This window comes from Trinickia sp. Z7, from assembly GCF_056498045.1.
The window spans coordinates 27,601-42,637 of the sequence record NZ_JAUEQW010000002.1 but is presented as its reverse complement, the minus strand read 5'-3'; the positions used below and the strand labels follow the sequence as shown (position 1 = coordinate 42,637).

Sequence of the window (15,037 nt, the reverse complement as noted above, 5' to 3'; positions counted from 1 at the left end):
GCCGTCGAACGCAAAATTTAGGAGAATCGGGCTCGAAATATAGCGCCGATTCGGCGATTTCGCTTGCCGCGGAGAGAAATAGGCAAACGTTCGATAGATTCAGGCATTCCGTAGGGGCGTGGGACTTTCTACTATGTGCTGCTGCGATGCTTCATGTCGAAGCGTCGCATCCTTGCAGGAGTGATCAGATATGTATACGACCCACGGCTACGCGGCAAAGGACGCCGATTCTCCTCTCGTTGCGTTCGACATTCAACGCCGCGACTTGCGCGAGCATGATGTGCAAATCGAGGTGCTGTTCTGCGGCGTCTGCCACTCCGATCTGCATCAAGCGCGCAACGAATGGCGCAACACCGTCTATCCCGTCGTTCCGGGCCATGAAATCGTTGGCCGCGTCACGCAAGTCGGCCCTGCCGTCGCGCGTTACAAAAGCGGGGATCTCGTTGGCGTAGGGTGCCTCGTCGATTCCTGCCGGACGTGCGCGAGCTGCGCCGAGGGCCTGGAGCAGTACTGCGAGAACGGCTTCGTCGGCACCTATAACGGCGTCGATCGCGTGAGCGGCGAGACGACCTACGGCGGTTATTCGACGAGTGTCGTCGTAGACGAAGCGTTCGTTCTGCGCGTGCCCGACAACCTCGACCCCGCGGGCGCCGCGCCGCTGTTGTGCGCCGGCATTACGACTTACTCGCCGCTGCGCCAATGGGGCGCGGGCCCCGGCAAGAAAGTCGGCATCGTCGGTTTGGGCGGCCTCGGCCACATGGGGGTGAAGCTTGCGCGCGCGATGGGTGCGCACGTCGTGCTGTTCACGACCTCGCCGTCGAAAATCGAAGATGCGAAGCGCCTCGGTGCACACGAAGTCGTGATTTCGAAAGATCCGGCGCAAATGCAGGCCCACTTGAACAGCTTCGACTTCATCCTCAATACGGTGGCCGCGCAGCACGATCTCAATCCATTCATCGCGCTGCTCAAACGCGATGCGACGATGACGCTCGTCGGCGCGCCCGAGCACGATCACCCGTCGCCGCAGGTGTTCAACCTGATCTTCAAGCGCCGCCGGCTGGCCGGCTCGCTCATCGGGGGCATTGCCGAAACCCAAGAAATGCTCGATTTTTGCGGCGAGCACGGCATTACATCGGATATCGAAATGATTCCGATGCAGGGTATCAACGAAGCGTACGAGCGGATGCTCAAGAGCGATGTGAAGTACCGCTTCGTGATCGACCTCGATTCGCTGCGACAGTAACCGAACCCGGCGTGACGATGCCGGGCGCGTACGGTTTGCCGACTTCTGCCGATGCCGTCGCGCCGAAGCCTGCTGCCGCATGTGGTCGCCGAAGATATCGCCGTAGCGGTTTTAGTAATGGGTCAGTTGCAGCGCGCGGCGCTAGCCCACTGGCTAGCCGGGCCGACGCTGCCAACCGAGCAAAAAGCGCCTAGCCGAATAAAGGGCTAGGCGAAACCGCCGGTCACCGGCGGCGGAGGTATCGAGGTGGAGTCGGCGCGCTCTCTTTACGATGCAGCGACCGCTGTTCCATTCGACTCGGCGAAGATGTTTTGATGCCGCCGACCGGGCCGTTCACCGGCGGCCCGACGGCCTTCTAATGGCGAAATCAGTTGCCGAAGAAAATCGGCTTCACGCTGTCGGCCCGGGCCGGAGCGCCGGACGCCGACGACCCCGCCTGGACGCCGCCGAAGCCTTGATCGTTGCCGTTTTGCGCGTTGACCTTGGCTTGCGCGATTTGCGCGTCTTCCGGGTAGCGCGGATCGTTGCTGAAGTTCGTGCGGCCACCTGCTTGTTGGAACTGCACGAGTTCAGCCTTGACTTGGGCGCGTGTCACCGGGGCGTTCGATTGCGCGAAAGCGGCTACGGGAGCGGCAAAGGCGGCGGCGATAACGACTGCTTGGACGAGCGATTTCATGATTACTACCTCCAAAAGTTGTTTATGTTTGCTGTTGCATCGTGTTCGTTGCGTTGAACCGATGACTGCAGTGTAGAGATTCGGAGGCCTAGGGTTAATACCTATTTGAAGAAGTCACCGTTGCAGTTTTGTTCATAATCGATCGAAGGGGATTTCGCTCGGCATGCGAGCTCGAAGGGAAGATGGCGCACTGTCGTCGCGTGACTGCCCCAATGCTTCGAGCGCAAGGTCCTTCGTCTCGATGCCCATCGCGGTGACTGCAATGGCCGCCAATGCGAACGAACACGCCCCTAGCGTGAAGACGCCGCTTTGCCCGAAGGTCGGCAGCACGACCCCCAAGCGTCCGCACACCATCGGCCTGATGTTTTTGCCGGGCCGTTCGACGACCGGCTCGCTTTGAATCCGTCCGTGCGTTTGCTTCAACCGGCGACGGCCGCTTTCGACCGCATGGGTGGCGACGGCCGCGGGTCCGTCCGACCGGATATGCCTGCGGCGGCTCGCGCGGGTGCGCCGTTCGCTACGTAATATGGCACATCCACGCGCGGCAGCGGTGTGCGGCCTCGAATGCGATCGGCGATCTTTTCGGCGAGCATGATGGTGGGCGCATTCAAGTTGCCGGTGGTGATGCGCGGCATGATGGACGCATCGACCACGCGCAATCCTTCGACGCCATGCACACGGCCTTGAGCATCGACGACCGACATATCGTCGGAACCCATCGCGCACGAACACGACGGGTGGTAGGCGGTTTCCGCGCGGGCGCGGACGAAGGCGTCGAGCTCGGCATCGGTTTTCAACTCCGCGCCCGGGCTCAACTCGCGGCCGCGATAGCGATCGAGCGCGCGTTGAGCGATGATCTCGCGCGTGATGCGAATGCCGTCACGGAACTCGCGCCAATCGAGCGGATCGGCCATGTAGTTGAACAAAATGCTCGGGTGAGCCCGCGGGTCGCGCGAGCGAAGTTTGACGCGGCCTCGGCTAGGTGAGCGCATCGATCCCATGTGCGCTTGGAACCCATGCATGTCGATGGCGTTCGATCCGTTGTAGTTGATCGCGATCGGCAAGAAGTGGTACTGAATGTTGGGCCACGGGTCGTCGTCTCGCGTGCGAATGAAGCCGCCAGCCTCGAACTGATTGCTTGCGCCGATGCCCGTTCCCTCGAGCAGCCATTCCAGGCCGATCGCCGGCTGGTTGTACCACTTCAGCGCGGGATAGAGCGAGACCGGTTCCTTGCACTCGTACTGCATGTAGATCTCGAGATGGTCTTGCAGATTGCGGCCGACGCCGGGCAGATCGAGCACGATCGGGACACCGAGTTCGCTCAGCCACTCCCCGGGGCCGACGCCTGAGCGCTGCAGCAATTGCGGGGATGCGATCGCGCCGGAGCATACGAGTACTTCGCGGCGAGCGTAGGCGGTCGCGGCCGCGTCGCCGCGAAGGTAAGCCACGCCGTGCGCGCGTTTTCCGGCGAACAGCACGCGGTCGGCTTGCGCATGCGTGACGATGGTCAGGTTCGGCCGCTGCCGGGCTCGATCCAGATAGCCTCGGGCCGTGCTGGCCCGGCGGCCCTGTGCGGTGACCGTGCGGTCCATTGGGCCGAAGCCTTCTTGTCGATAGCCGTTGAGATCGTCGGTGCGCGGGTAGCCGGCTTGCACGCCGGCCTCGACCATTGCCCCGAACAGCGGGTTGTTGCCGGGTTTGCTCGTCGTGACGTGCACGGGCCCGTCGCCGCCGTGATAATCGTTCGGCCCCACGTCTCGCGTTTCCGCCTTTTTGAAGTAGGGCAGGCAGTCGAGATAGCTCCAGTCCTCCAGGCCTTCGTTCTGCGCCCAGCCGTCGTAGTCCAGCGCATTGCCGCGGATGTAGCACATGCCGTTGATCAGCGAGGAACCGCCCAACCCTTTGCCGCGCCCGCACTCCATGCGGCGGTTGTTCATGTGGGGCTCGGGCTCGGTCTCGTAGGCCCAGTTGTAGCGCCGGCCCTGCAGCGGATAGGCAAGGGCGGCAGGCATCTGAGTGCGAAAATCGAAGCGATAGTCCGGGCCGCCCGCTTCGAGCAGCAGGACGGTGACATCGGCGTCTTCCGTCAATCGCGTTGCGAGCACGTTGCCCGCCGACCCCGCGCCGACGATGATGTAGTCGTATTCGTTAGCACTCACGAGCGCTCTCCTTGGCAACACACCTTAGAACACCGGCCGATAAGGACCGAGTTCCACCTGCACCGATTTGATCTGCGTGTAATGCTCGAGCGTGCCGATGCCGTTTTCTCGACCGACGCCCGATTGCTTATAGCCGCCGACCGGCATCTCGGCCGGCGATTCGCCCCACGTGTTGATCCAGCAGATACCCGCTTCCAGACGGTGAATCGTGCGATGCGCGCGCGCGAGGCTCTCGGTCACGACCCCCGCCGCCAAACCGTACTGCGTTGCATTCGCTCGCGCGATGGCTTCGTTCTCTTCGTCGAACGCAAGCAGGCACATCACGGGGCCGAAAATTTCTTCGCGCACGATGCGCATGTCGTCGCGGCATTGCCCGAATACGGTCGGCTCCACGTATTGGCCGCGGGCGAATTCGCCGTCGACGATACGCTTGCCGCCGATGAGTACGCGCGCGCCTTCCCGCTTGCCGCTCTCGATATAGCCGAGCACCTTGTCGAGCTGAGCGGCGCTTGCGAGCGGCCCGAAGCTCGTTTCGGGATCGGAGGGCTTGCCGATGCGAATACGCTTGACGCGCTCGACGACGAGCGCTTCGAATCGCGCCATGATCGAACGGTGAACGAATACGCGCGTACCGTTGGTGCACACCTGGCCCGCGCTGAAGAAGTTCGCGGTGACGGCGATATCGGCTGCGCGTTCGAGATCGGCATCGTCGAACACGATCAACGGCGACTTGCCGCCGAGTTCCATCGTGACTTCCTTCAACGACGATGCGCCGGCTAGCGACATCACCTTCTTGCCCGTCTCCACGCCACCGGTAAACGATACCTTCGCGATTGCCGGATGCTCGGCCAGCATTGCACCGACGGCGCCGTTGCCCTGCACGACGTTGAAGACGCCCGGCGGCACGCCGGCTTGCGTGTAGATTTCCGCGAGCTTGAGCGCCGAGAGCGGCGTGATTTCGCTCGGCTTGAAAATCATCGCGTTACCCGCGGCGAGCGCCGGCGCCGATTTCCAACAGGCGATCTGAATCGGGTAATTCCATGCGCCGATCCCGGCGCAAACCCCGAGCGGCTCGCGCCGCGTATAGACGAACGAGTCCTCTCTCAAGGGGATCTGGCGTCCCTCGAGCGCGGGCGCGAGCCCGGCGTAGTACTCGATCACGTCGGCGCCCGTCACGATATCGACTGTGCGCGTTTCGGCGATCGGTTTGCCCGTATCGCGCATTTCGAGCTCGGCCAGTTCGTCGTTGCGCGCGCGCAGCAGCTCCACCGCGCGGCGCAAAATGCGCGAGCGCGCCATTGCACCGAGCGAGGCCCACGTAGCCTGACCCTCGCGTGCCGACGCCACCGCGCGGTCGATATCGGCGGCGCTCGCATGTTCGAGCGTCGCCAAACGCTCGCCCGTTGCCGGGTCGAACGTTTCGAAATGCGTGCCGGATGTCGCATCGACGTAGGCCCCTCCGATGTAAAGACGCTGCGGACCGTAGACGGAGGACAAGGTCATCGAACTCTCCAGAATTTTTCGTCAGTCTTTCGAAGGCTTCCACGATAGGCGTTTTGCGCCTGCCGTTCAATCGATCTGGACCGGATCGCACGCCGCGTGTCGTGTTCTAGCAAGCGCGTGTCGCGTTTTGTACGATCGCGACGGCCCGTTGCGGACTACGCTGCAAACGGCAGCGAGCGAGTGGCGCGCATCCCGCATTTTTGCGATTCACGGCGTCGCGCAATCCGCCGCAAGAGGATCGCCGGTCGGCGATCGAGACGAAAGGAGACGAATGCGATGAGCAGCAACCGAGGTGTCGTGTATCAAGGCGCGGGCAAGGTCGAAGTGCAGTCGATCGACTATCCGAAGATGGTCGATCCGAGCGGCCGCTCGATCCAGCACGGCGTGATTCTGAAGGTCGTCAGCACGAATATTTGCGGCTCCGATCAACACATGGTGCGCGGCCGCACGACGGCGCCCGTTGGACTCGTGCTCGGCCACGAGATCACCGGCGAGGTGGTCGAGGTGGGGCGCGACGTCGAGACACTCAAGATCGGCGATCTCGCTTCCGTGCCGTTCAACGTCGCCTGCGGCCGCTGCCCGATGTGCAAGGACCAGCACACCGGCGTCTGCTTGAACGTCAATGCGTCGCGCGCGGGCGGCGCCTACGGCTATGTCGATATGGGTGGATGGATCGGCGGGCAAGCCGAGTACGTGCTCGTGCCGTATGCCGATTTCAATCTGCTGAAGTTTCCCGATCGCGATCAAGCGCTCGCTAAGATCCGCGATCTGACGTGCTTGTCCGATATCTTGCCGACGGGTTATCACGGCGCCGTCACCGCGGGTGTCAAACCCGGCTCGACCGTGTATATCGCCGGCGCAGGCCCCGTCGGGATGGCGGCCGCGGCGTCGGCGCGTTTGCTCGGCGCGGCGGTGACGATCGTCGGCGATATGAATGCGCAGCGTCTCGAGCACGCGAAGGCAATGGGATTCGAAACCGTGAACCTGTCGCTCGACGCTTCGCTCGGCGAGCAGATCGAGCAAATTCTCGGCAAACCGGAAGTCGATTGCGCCGTCGATTGCGTGGGCTTCGAAGCGCATGGGCACGGCAACGCGCACACGCAAGAAGCGCCGGCTACCGTGTTGAACTCGCTGATGGAGATCACGCGTGCGGCCGGCGCCATCGGCATCCCCGGCCTCTACGTCACGGACGATCCGGGCGCGGCCGATCAAGCGGCGCGGCGCGGCAGCTTGAGTTTGCGGCTGGGCCTTGGCTGGGCCAAGTCCCATTCGTTCCATACGGGCCAAACGCCGGTGATGAAATACAACCGCAATCTGATGCAGGCGATCTTGTGGGACAAATTGCCGATCGCGAAGATCGTCAACGTCACCGTCATTTCGCTCGATCAAGCGCCCGAGGGCTACCGCGCATTCGACGGCGGCGCGCCGCGCAAGTTCGTCATCGACCCGCACGGCATGCTCCAGGCGGCTTGAGCGTGAGGGCATAGGGCCAACGGTATCCGGGGGGGCGCCGCGGCAGCGGCGCGCTCCGGGGGATGGAGACACACGGTATTCGGGCGAGAAATAAAGGAAGGGCTGAAGGCGAATTCTTCAACTATCGACATTGATGGTGCGAGGGGATTCATTCGCCGACAGGCGCGAGTTTTCGTCGCGCCATGCGATATGAATCGTGCAGGCACGGACACAATGGGACGAAGCACTCACGCTCCGTCAATGTGTCCGATCAGGTGTCCTGCCGATGAAGAATCCGATTTCCCGCGTTCGCGCCTGGCTCGGCACATCGACCGCGCCATCCGGTGCCGGCGCGTCCCAACAGGCACCGAAGACGCGCGGCGGCTCGAGCCGCGAAATGACGGTCGCGCCAGCGCTCGGCGCACTGAAGCGGCAGAACGCGCGACGGGTGATGCCGGACGCGATACCGTCGTCACTGCATCGTCCCCCGCCGCGCGCTTCGTCATTTGATGACGAAGAGCTTCGGGAGGCGGTCGCCGCGATTCGCGCGGCGGCGGTCTGGACGCCGCCGTCCAGCAAAGCCGATTCCCCGCGAGCCTCGCTGAGCGGACAGTCGCGCTCGTCGTCGGTTCGTAGCGGTCTGTCGCCGAAGCTCGACATGCACCGCGCACGCGCCGAAGGCGGTATCGACCTTGATCCGAGCGGCGCCCGGATCGAAGAAGATCGCGAAGCGCTGCTCGACATGGCGTGGGACCTCGATTTCCCATCCGCCCGGGTGAACGACATCCTCGCGCGCTCTCCTGAGCTCGTGGATACGCCCGACCACAGCGGCGCGACACTGTTGGTGAATGCACTGACGGGCGGCAATCTCGAATTCGCGAAGGCGTTGATCGATCATGGCGCGGATCCGAACGTACGCGACGAGCTCGGCAATACGCCACTGCATCTGGCCGCCGGGCGCGGGGTGGACATCGTATCGCGGTTGCTTGCCGCCGGCGCGGACGCGAGTGCGTCGAATCGTCGTGGCGCGACGGCGTTGTTCGATGCACGTTCGCCTGAGGTCGCCCACGCGCTGCTGCGCGCCGGGACGCCGATCGATGCCCGAGATCGAAATGGCAATACGGCAATCATGCGGATCGCGCAGGCGGGTACGCGCGACGCGGTGCTCGCCGTACTCGAACACAATCCGGACATCGGCGTTCGCAACGAGTCGAACCGTACCTTCGCACAGCTTCTGACAGCCCGATTCGGCGGGGCGGCCGACGTCATTCCGAAAACGGCGGCCGGAGCGAAAGCCTTTCTCGAATTGGCGGCGCGTGAAACTCCATTTTTGGGCAACCTGCGGGACCACGAGCCAGTGTCTCACAGTGCGTCGCGGGCGAGCCAGCGGCTGGTTCCCCAGGAGGAGCTTCGTATCGAGCCGCAACTCAGGTTGGCGGCGGCCTCGGTGAACGCGAAGAGGCTATCGATCAACTCCCTCAAGTCCGGTCCCAAGCTGAGTTTCGTCAACGATCCAAAACGTGCGTTCGATGAGCTCGACGATCGCAATGTCGAAGCACTATCGGAGGCACTCGGTTTCGGCAAGCTGTCGCTGGACCACGAAAAACGCGTGAAGCAAAAGGTCGCGATCCGCGAGACGTTCGCGCGGTTGCGGTCGGACATCGACCGAGCACTCGCCGACTACGACAACGCCGCACTCGATCACGAAGCGCTGAATGCTCCGCTATCGCCGCAAGAGCGCGACGAGCTCAGGAGAGTAATGGACATCGCACATTTGCGAGTTGCTGCTGAGCGTGGACCGGGCGGGAGACTTCTAGAGCCGTTGCGCCTGCGCGTTTTCTTCGGCGGCACGCAAAACGCGCGGGATTTCCGGCAGGACATCGGCAGTGCATTCGGCCGGATCGGAGAAGTCGACCGTGCGGCGAAGCGCGCAGGCGAGTTGTTTGCGAAGATCTTGTCGCACCCGGACCATGTCGAGCTCGACTTCATCGGGGGCCATTCGATGGGCGGCGCGATGGCACAAACGTTTCGCGCGACCGTCGAAAGCCGGGTTTTGCTGCCGAAGCAGCCATCGATGATCTTGATGGATCCGCAACTGTTGAACGATAACCAGGCTCGCCGTGCAACGAAGGGCGGCACGCTCGGCGTCGACTATGAGCAGCCGCGCGGCGTTGCCGTTACGCTCGACTATGCGAAGGATCCGCGGCGAGGGCTGATGGGGATCATGAAGGGGCCGGGTGGTTATCGCTACCCCGGGCTCGTTCAACTCAAGCTCGGCTTGGCCGACACGGACGGTTACCGCGGTGGCCGTCCGGAAACCAGCGGACCGCCTGGAATGGGCTATCACGTCGATCCGCGGCAGTTTGCGAATGCGCTCGCGCGCTTTTGCACGGATCGCGAGCAGCAAGTCCTCGACGATCCCGCCTTCGACCATCTGCGCGCGCCGAACTGGACGCGCACCGCCGGCCCGATACGGACGTCCGACACGTTGCCCGCAATCGCGCGGCGCTCGCGAAAACCGATGGAGTCGATCGCTGAAGACGAGGAGTCGGCGCGGGAGGCATAAGCGGTGCGGGCTCGGGGTTCCGAGCTTTTCGACAAACGTCGAATTACGCGGCGTGGTCTTCATCCACTCGATTCGCTGCTTTCCCCGAGGTTTCGTTATTTCAATCCAGTTACGCCGCGAGATTCATTCATTGTCCTGCGATTAGGAAATGGAGCCAGTGAATGGTATCGAGAACTTCGCGACAGGACATTTCTCAGGCGGCGGTCGAACTCGCGGCCGATGGCGCGCAAAGTGGCGCACACGCAGAGCCGCTGGCCGCCGCTCGCGGCAGCACTGGCGCTTCTTCGTCCCGCTCGCTGACTGCGACGGCGTCTGCGATGCTGCGCCACTTTGCTTCCAGAAACGGCGCGGCGCCAGCGAGTTCGGCGCCTGCGCCGCGCTCGCCGGCGCCGCCTCGTGAGCCGCACATGGCCGAAGCTCGCGACCGAGCTCGACTCCAACCGATGCCGCCCGAAGCGAACGAGAGCGCCGAAACACTTCCGACTCGCCGCTGGTTCTCCCGCAGGCGCGGGCCCCGAATGCTGACACCCGGCTGGGTACCGCCCGGGGCGGCCGCTCCCGAACGTGCATCGCCTGATCGTTTGCGAACGGGCGCAGCTCGTCACCGTCGCAGCGTGTCGGAGGCCGACCGTTTGCCATCTGCCCCAGCCAACATGCCAAACTTTCCCGCAGGCGCATGGGAGGCGACGTTCCTCTACAGCGGGAGGACCGCTCGTTGGGCGTTGCGGTCAGTCAACGAACATCTGCGCCGCGCGGCAGAGGTACCCCTGACGATCACTTGCGGCGAGGACCTCGCGAAGCTAAAGCAAACAGGAATGCGGCCGCAAAGCCTGCGTCTGAGCGGCACTTTTGCGGCCGACGATTTGGCGGGACTGCCGCCGTCATTGCGCCATATCGATCTGAGCGAGTGCCGGGGTAGTGCCACCTCGTCGGCCGGGCTGAAATATTTGGCGGACCTGCCGCTGTCTTCGCTTAATGCGGCTCATACCGGGATCGACGACGAAGGCGCACGAATACTCGCGAGCATGCGAATGAGGCCCTATCGCAGATGCGCAGCATACGTTCGAAGCGCATCGGCGGCCGATGCAATGACCGGTGGACCTCATCGATCGGTGTTTCCGTCGCCGCCGTGCAACGCTCTTGCGAATCGTCCGATCGCGCGCTCGATGTCGGCTTCGTCAATACAGCCGAAGCCGAACGCCATGCCTGCGCCAGCCGCTTGCCGATCGATGAGAAAGTCGCTGGCTTGCTGCGCACCGATAGCATGGTGCGCAGCAAGCGTCATAATGCGCTTCGTTTGGCGGCGGTCCCGATACTTTGCGAACAAGTGAATGCCTGCGCTAGGCGGGACCGCTATCAACCAATCGCCGAGCTCGCGCTCGATTGCGCTCAGCAACGCATCGCGCCGGCTCGCGTAGCGCTTGCGCATCCGGCGTGTGTGCTTCGCTAGGTGGCCGTCGAGGATGAAGCGTGCGAGCGCTTCTTGAAGTGCCACGTTGCCGCCGTTGTCGGTGCATTGTTTAGCCGCGGCCAAGGCGCCGATCAACCATGGTGGCGCCACGACGTAACCCACCCGCAACGACGGAAACATGATTTTCGAAAACGTGCCGACGTAGATCACTTTCGCGTCGCGGTCGAGCGTTTGCAGTGCATCGAGCGGATCGGTCCCATAACGGAATTCGCCGTCGTAGTCGTCTTCGATGATGACGGCGCCGGTGCGCTGTGCGAAGTCGAGCAATGCTTGCCGACGCGCCAGCGACATCGCGACGCCAGTCGGGAACTGGTGAGATGGCGTGACGCAAACGAGCCGGACGTCGATCGGCAGCCGATCGACGACGAGCCCATGTTCGTCGACCGGCACCGGAACGAGTTGCGCGCCCGCCGCCAGCAGGGCGGCGCGAAGCGGTGGATAACCGGGGTCTTCGACAGCGACTTTGGTATGGCCTCGCGTGACGAGCACGCGTGCGAGCAGGTCGAACGCTTGTTGCGCGCCCGATGTGACCACGAGATCTCGCTCCGTGCAGACCACTGCGCGCGTGTAGGCGACCCACTGCGCGATTGCGGCGCGCAGTAATGGGCGGCCCTCGGCGGGCGGGTAGCCGAACGCGTCGGCCAGCGCGAAGCTGCTCGAGCGCAGCAACAAGCGGCGCCAAACGTCCGCGGCAAACCAGCGATGATCGGGCAGGCCCAGGTGGAAGCCGCGAGCGGACGCCGCGGGCGGCCGAGCCGTCGCCGTCGCGGTGCAGGCGGCATGCTCCTCGCTTGATTCCGCTTCGCGCCAATCGATGGAGGGGGGTAGCACGGGCCGTGTTCGTGTGCGCTTGCTGGGGGCCACCTGCCGCCACTTCGCCAGATCTGCCACCTCGGCTGACGCACCCGGGCGCGTCACGATGAAACCTTCGGCCATCAGCAAGTCGTAGGCGGCAATGACGGTATTACGCGCGATGCCATAAGCCTGCGCCACGCGGCGCGTCGACGGCAGCCGTGTCCCGGCGGCCAGCCGCTGTTCGACGATCGCGGCGCGCAGCTGGAGGTGGAGCCGCCGCGCGAGGGTCTGTGGGCCACGCTTATCGAACGAGAGCGGAAACGCGAAAACTGGTTCCATGAAACGTATGAGAGCCGGCTCAATAAACGAACCAGTGTACCGCTAAAGTGGGGTCGTGAAACGGCGCTTTTGCCGCACGTACCGGAGCCACGCTCATGAGCGAATTCGAATCGACGATCCAATATCTTCCCGCGCGCATCGCGAACGCACACGACATGCCGTGGATTCCCGAATCGCCGGTCAAGTCGTGGAAGCCGCTGCGTTTCTTCGCCGATGGGCGCGGCTTCGTGGAGATGATGCGCATGAGCCCCGGCGCAACGATGCCTCTGCATCGGCACACGGGCGAGATTCACGCATTCAATCTCGAAGGCGAGCGGGTGCTGTGCACGGGGGAACGCGTCGGCCCGGGCGAGTACGTGTATGAGCCGCCGGGTAATACCGATTGGTGGAAAGTGGTGGGCGAGGCGCCGTTGACTGTATTCGTAGTGGTATACGGCGAGGTCGAGTTCCTGGGCGCCGATGGCGCCGTGCGCAACCGCGTTTCCGCCGCGACGCAGTTGAGTGCCTATCGTCAGTACTGCGAAGCAAATGGGCTCAGCGTGCTCGATCTCGTCGATTGAGCCGAGCGCAAAGGAAGCTGCGCGGCGCGAGGGTGCGCGCCGCGCAATGTTGTGCAGTGTCTCGCAGTGCCGTGCCGTGGGCTACGCGTTTTCGCGCACGAGCGCTTCCCGATAAAGCGCCATTTCCTCTTCGAACGCTCGCGCCACGGCCGGCCGCGCCAACGCCCGCTTGAAATAGGCGTGGACGGCCGGCCAATGAGCGATTTCGACATCGCAGTAGCGCGCCCAATTGAGCACCACCGCCAGGTAAATGTCCGCAACGCTGAACGCGTCGAGCAACCATTCCCGGGCGCTCAGGTGTCGTTCGAGCACGCTCATCCGCAGCGCGACCTTTTCGCGCGCATAGTATTTGACGTCCTCCGGCGCCGCGAGATCGAGCATCGGCACGAACAGCGCCTTGTGCAATTCCGTGCTGATGAAGCCCAGCCACTGCTGTAGCCTGGCACGTTCGAACCCGCCGGCGGGCGCAAGCTTGGCAGCAGGGAGGCGATCCGCCACGTACGGCAAGATGGCCGTGTTCTCGAACAGCAGTGCCCCCTCGTCCGTGCGGAGGACTGGCACTTGCCCCAACGGGTTGATCTCGAAGAAATCGCCCCCTCCGAGCACCTGCTTGCGCTTCGTGTCCACCTGCACGTAGCGGGCCTCGTACCCGGCTTCGTAAAGCGCAATGCGCGTAGCCAGCGAACAGGCGAGCGGCGAAAAGTACAGTTCCATGTCCCATCTCCTCATCGTTCGGTTTTTGTACTATATTGAACATAAATTCATTGCGTCAAGCATTTTTATTCGATATGGTACAAAAAGATGAGGTGAGCGCGCGGCGCTCGCGCGGACGTCCACGCGCTTATGACGCTCAGGAGGCGTTGGAGCGGGCGCGCGACACATTCTGGCAAAACGGATATAGCGCGACGACGCTGGACGACCTGAGCGCCGCGATGGGCATGAATCGCCCGAGCTTATACGGCGCGTTTGGAGACAAACGTGCGCTGTATCTCGCCACGCTCGAGCGCTATGTCGAAGTCAATCGGATCGCGATGGAAGGAGCGTTGAGCGGCGACGCGCCGCTCGCGGATGCGCTGCGGCATGTCTACGATCTTGCCCTGGGCCTTTACTTTCGCGCCGGTAGCCCGCCGAAGGGGTGCTTTTTGATTGGCACCGCGGCCGTCGAGGCGGTAAATGACGACGCCGTGCGCGAGATCCTCGCAAAGGGGCTTCGAGCCTTCGATCGTGCCTTCGAGGCGCGGTTCGTTCGCGCGCAAGCGCGAGGCGAATTGGCTACCGATGCGGATGCGGCCATGTTGGCGAAGATCGCTTCGGCCATCCTGCACACGTTAGCGGTACGCTCGCGTGGCGGAGACAAGCGCGCAGCGCTGCGGGCGACGGCCGAAGCCGGCGTCGCGATGCTATGCGCCGCCGGTTCGGCCAAGAGCGGGGCGTGACCGAATACCCGGCGGCAAGTGCTGCGCATTCCGTGCGCCGGCGCGAAGCAGACCGCTAGGCTCGCATCGGCGAACCGTTCATTGCGCGGAGGACTGCGCGAATCGCATATCCGCATGCCAGCCTAGGTCGCGCTTGGCTTTCTCGCTCGTCACTTCCGCGCCGTCTTCCGCGATGTTGAAGACGCCGCTGCGCGCGAGCTGCACGGCAAGCAAGGCGGCCCACGCGGCAGCCTCGACATGCAGCGGGCTCGCCCCTTGAGCCGTCTCGCGGCCCGTTCCCGGGCCATACAGATTCCCGTAGCGCAACACAGTGCCGACGCCGCCTGATTCGGTGAAGCTCGAGACACAGCGCTCGAGCGCGATCACGCCGTTGACCGTGATGGCCCGCGCCCCTTGCGCCTCGGTGTCGAGCGGCTGCGACTCCGCATACGGCGCCGGCCCGCTCGCGTAGGCCCAAGCGATGCTTTGCGCGACGATACGTTTGCAGCCGGCGGCGCGCGCCGCTGCAACTAGGTTGGCGGTTCCTTCGGCGCGGATGCGGGCATTGCGCGCGATCGCATCCCCCATGGCTTTGGGATCGAGTCCGGGCGGCAGGTCCGTCAATTGATGGACCACGATCGTCGGTGCGATGCGCTCGATGGCATCGGCCAACGTTTCGCGATCGAACACGTCGACGAGGATCGGATGGGCGCCCGCCGCCCGAATACAGTCCGTGCGATCGAGACGCCGGGTCGTGCCGTAGACATCATAGCCAGCTTCGACCAGCAACGGCGTGAGTGCGGCGCCGATCGCGCCGGCTGCGCCGGCCAGGAAGATTTTTTCTCGCATGATGGATTG

The 15,037-nt window shown here is 63.7% G+C and carries 11 protein-coding genes and 1 pseudogene; 5 read left to right on the top strand and 7 right to left on the bottom strand.

Annotated elements, in window-relative coordinates; genetic code table 11:
* The first annotated feature begins 190 nt into the window (after positions 1–190).
* The gene (locus QQS38_RS04270; protein ID WP_479644135.1) at positions 191–1,243 is read left to right on the top strand and encodes an NAD(P)-dependent alcohol dehydrogenase; all 1,053 of its coding nucleotides are present in this window, start codon (positions 191–193) and stop codon (positions 1,241–1,243) included.
* A 367-nt stretch (positions 1,244–1,610) separates the two neighbouring features.
* Here QQS38_RS04270 and QQS38_RS04265 read toward each other — a convergent pair whose 3' ends face one another.
* The 4 genes and pseudogenes from QQS38_RS04265 to betB form a co-directional block, all read right to left on the bottom strand.
* Positions 1,611–1,919, bottom strand: coding sequence for a DUF4148 domain-containing protein (locus QQS38_RS04265; protein ID WP_479644134.1), 309 nt, complete (start codon positions 1,917–1,919; stop codon positions 1,611–1,613).
* A gap of 132 nt (positions 1,920–2,051) precedes the next feature.
* A pseudogene (locus QQS38_RS04260) lies at positions 2,052–2,303 on the bottom strand (hypothetical protein); the annotation flags it as partial.
* 35 nt (positions 2,304–2,338) lie between these two features.
* Positions 2,339–4,078 (bottom strand): choline dehydrogenase, encoded by a 1,740-nt coding sequence (gene betA, locus QQS38_RS04255; protein WP_479644133.1) that lies wholly within the window; start codon positions 4,076–4,078, stop codon positions 2,339–2,341.
* Between the two features lie 24 nt (positions 4,079–4,102).
* Positions 4,103–5,581, bottom strand: coding sequence for a betaine-aldehyde dehydrogenase (gene betB / locus QQS38_RS04250; protein WP_479644132.1), 1,479 nt, complete (start codon positions 5,579–5,581; stop codon positions 4,103–4,105).
* Between the two features lie 276 nt (positions 5,582–5,857).
* Between betB and fdhA the strand changes: the two genes are divergently transcribed.
* Positions 5,858–7,054: a formaldehyde dehydrogenase, glutathione-independent gene (gene fdhA, locus QQS38_RS04245; protein ID WP_479644131.1), complete on the top strand. Its 1,197-nt coding sequence runs from the start codon at positions 5,858–5,860 to the stop codon at positions 7,052–7,054.
* A gap of 376 nt (positions 7,055–7,430) precedes the next feature.
* Complete coding sequence (locus tag QQS38_RS04240; RefSeq protein WP_479644130.1) at positions 7,431–9,599, top strand: ankyrin repeat domain-containing protein; 2,169 nt, start codon at positions 7,431–7,433, stop codon at positions 9,597–9,599.
* A 1,102-nt stretch (positions 9,600–10,701) separates the two neighbouring features.
* Here QQS38_RS04240 and pdxR read toward each other — a convergent pair.
* Positions 10,702–12,204: a MocR-like pyridoxine biosynthesis transcription factor PdxR gene (pdxR, locus tag QQS38_RS04235; protein ID WP_479644129.1), complete on the bottom strand. Its 1,503-nt coding sequence runs from the start codon at positions 12,202–12,204 to the stop codon at positions 10,702–10,704.
* Positions 12,205–12,299: 95 nt separating this feature from the next.
* Between pdxR and QQS38_RS04230 the strand changes: the two genes are divergently transcribed.
* Positions 12,300–12,764 carry a cupin domain-containing protein gene (locus QQS38_RS04230; RefSeq protein ID WP_479644128.1) on the top strand — a complete coding sequence of 155 codons (465 nt, stop codon included), beginning with the start codon at positions 12,300–12,302 and terminating at the stop codon, positions 12,762–12,764.
* Positions 12,765–12,845: 81 nt separating this feature from the next.
* Here QQS38_RS04230 and QQS38_RS04225 read toward each other — a convergent pair whose 3' ends face one another.
* Positions 12,846–13,478 carry a glutathione binding-like protein gene (locus tag QQS38_RS04225; RefSeq protein ID WP_479644127.1) on the bottom strand — a complete coding sequence of 211 codons (633 nt, stop codon included), beginning with the start codon at positions 13,476–13,478 and terminating at the stop codon, positions 12,846–12,848.
* 74 nt (positions 13,479–13,552) lie between these two features.
* On the opposite strand from QQS38_RS04225, the gene QQS38_RS04220 reads away from it, so the two are divergent.
* Entirely contained in the window at positions 13,553–14,200 is a 648-nt protein-coding gene (locus QQS38_RS04220) for a TetR/AcrR family transcriptional regulator (RefSeq protein ID WP_479644126.1), read from the top strand.
* A 78-nt stretch (positions 14,201–14,278) separates the two neighbouring features.
* On the opposite strand, the gene QQS38_RS04215 is transcribed toward QQS38_RS04220, so the two are convergent.
* The gene (locus QQS38_RS04215; RefSeq protein WP_479644125.1) at positions 14,279–15,028 is read right to left on the bottom strand and encodes an NAD-dependent epimerase/dehydratase family protein; all 750 of its coding nucleotides are present in this window, start codon (positions 15,026–15,028) and stop codon (positions 14,279–14,281) included.
* Positions 15,029–15,037 lie beyond the last annotated feature (9 nt).

Bases quoted from the DNA above. Each gene is read 5' to 3' on its own strand.
- QQS38_RS04215 (WP_479644125.1), bottom strand. From the start codon at position 15,028: ATGCGAGAAAAAATCTTCCTGGCCGGCGCAGCCGGCGCGATCGGCGCC.
- QQS38_RS04240 (WP_479644130.1), top strand. From the start codon at position 7,431: ATGACGGTCGCGCCAGCGCTCGGCGCACTGAAGCGGCAGAACGCGCGA.
- QQS38_RS04230 (WP_479644128.1), top strand. From the start codon at position 12,300: ATGAGCGAATTCGAATCGACGATCCAATATCTTCCCGCGCGCATCGCG.
- QQS38_RS04225 (WP_479644127.1), bottom strand. From the start codon at position 13,478: ATGGAACTGTACTTTTCGCCGCTCGCCTGTTCGCTGGCTACGCGCATT.
- fdhA (WP_479644131.1), top strand. From the start codon at position 5,858: ATGAGCAGCAACCGAGGTGTCGTGTATCAAGGCGCGGGCAAGGTCGAA.
- betB (WP_479644132.1), bottom strand. From the start codon at position 5,581: ATGACCTTGTCCTCCGTCTACGGTCCGCAGCGTCTTTACATCGGAGGG.
- QQS38_RS04265 (WP_479644134.1), bottom strand. From the start codon at position 1,919: ATGAAATCGCTCGTCCAAGCAGTCGTTATCGCCGCCGCCTTTGCCGCT.
- pdxR (WP_479644129.1), bottom strand. From the start codon at position 12,204: ATGGAACCAGTTTTCGCGTTTCCGCTCTCGTTCGATAAGCGTGGCCCA.
- QQS38_RS04270 (WP_479644135.1), top strand. From the start codon at position 191: ATGTATACGACCCACGGCTACGCGGCAAAGGACGCCGATTCTCCTCTC.
- QQS38_RS04220 (WP_479644126.1), top strand. From the start codon at position 13,553: ATGGTACAAAAAGATGAGGTGAGCGCGCGGCGCTCGCGCGGACGTCCA.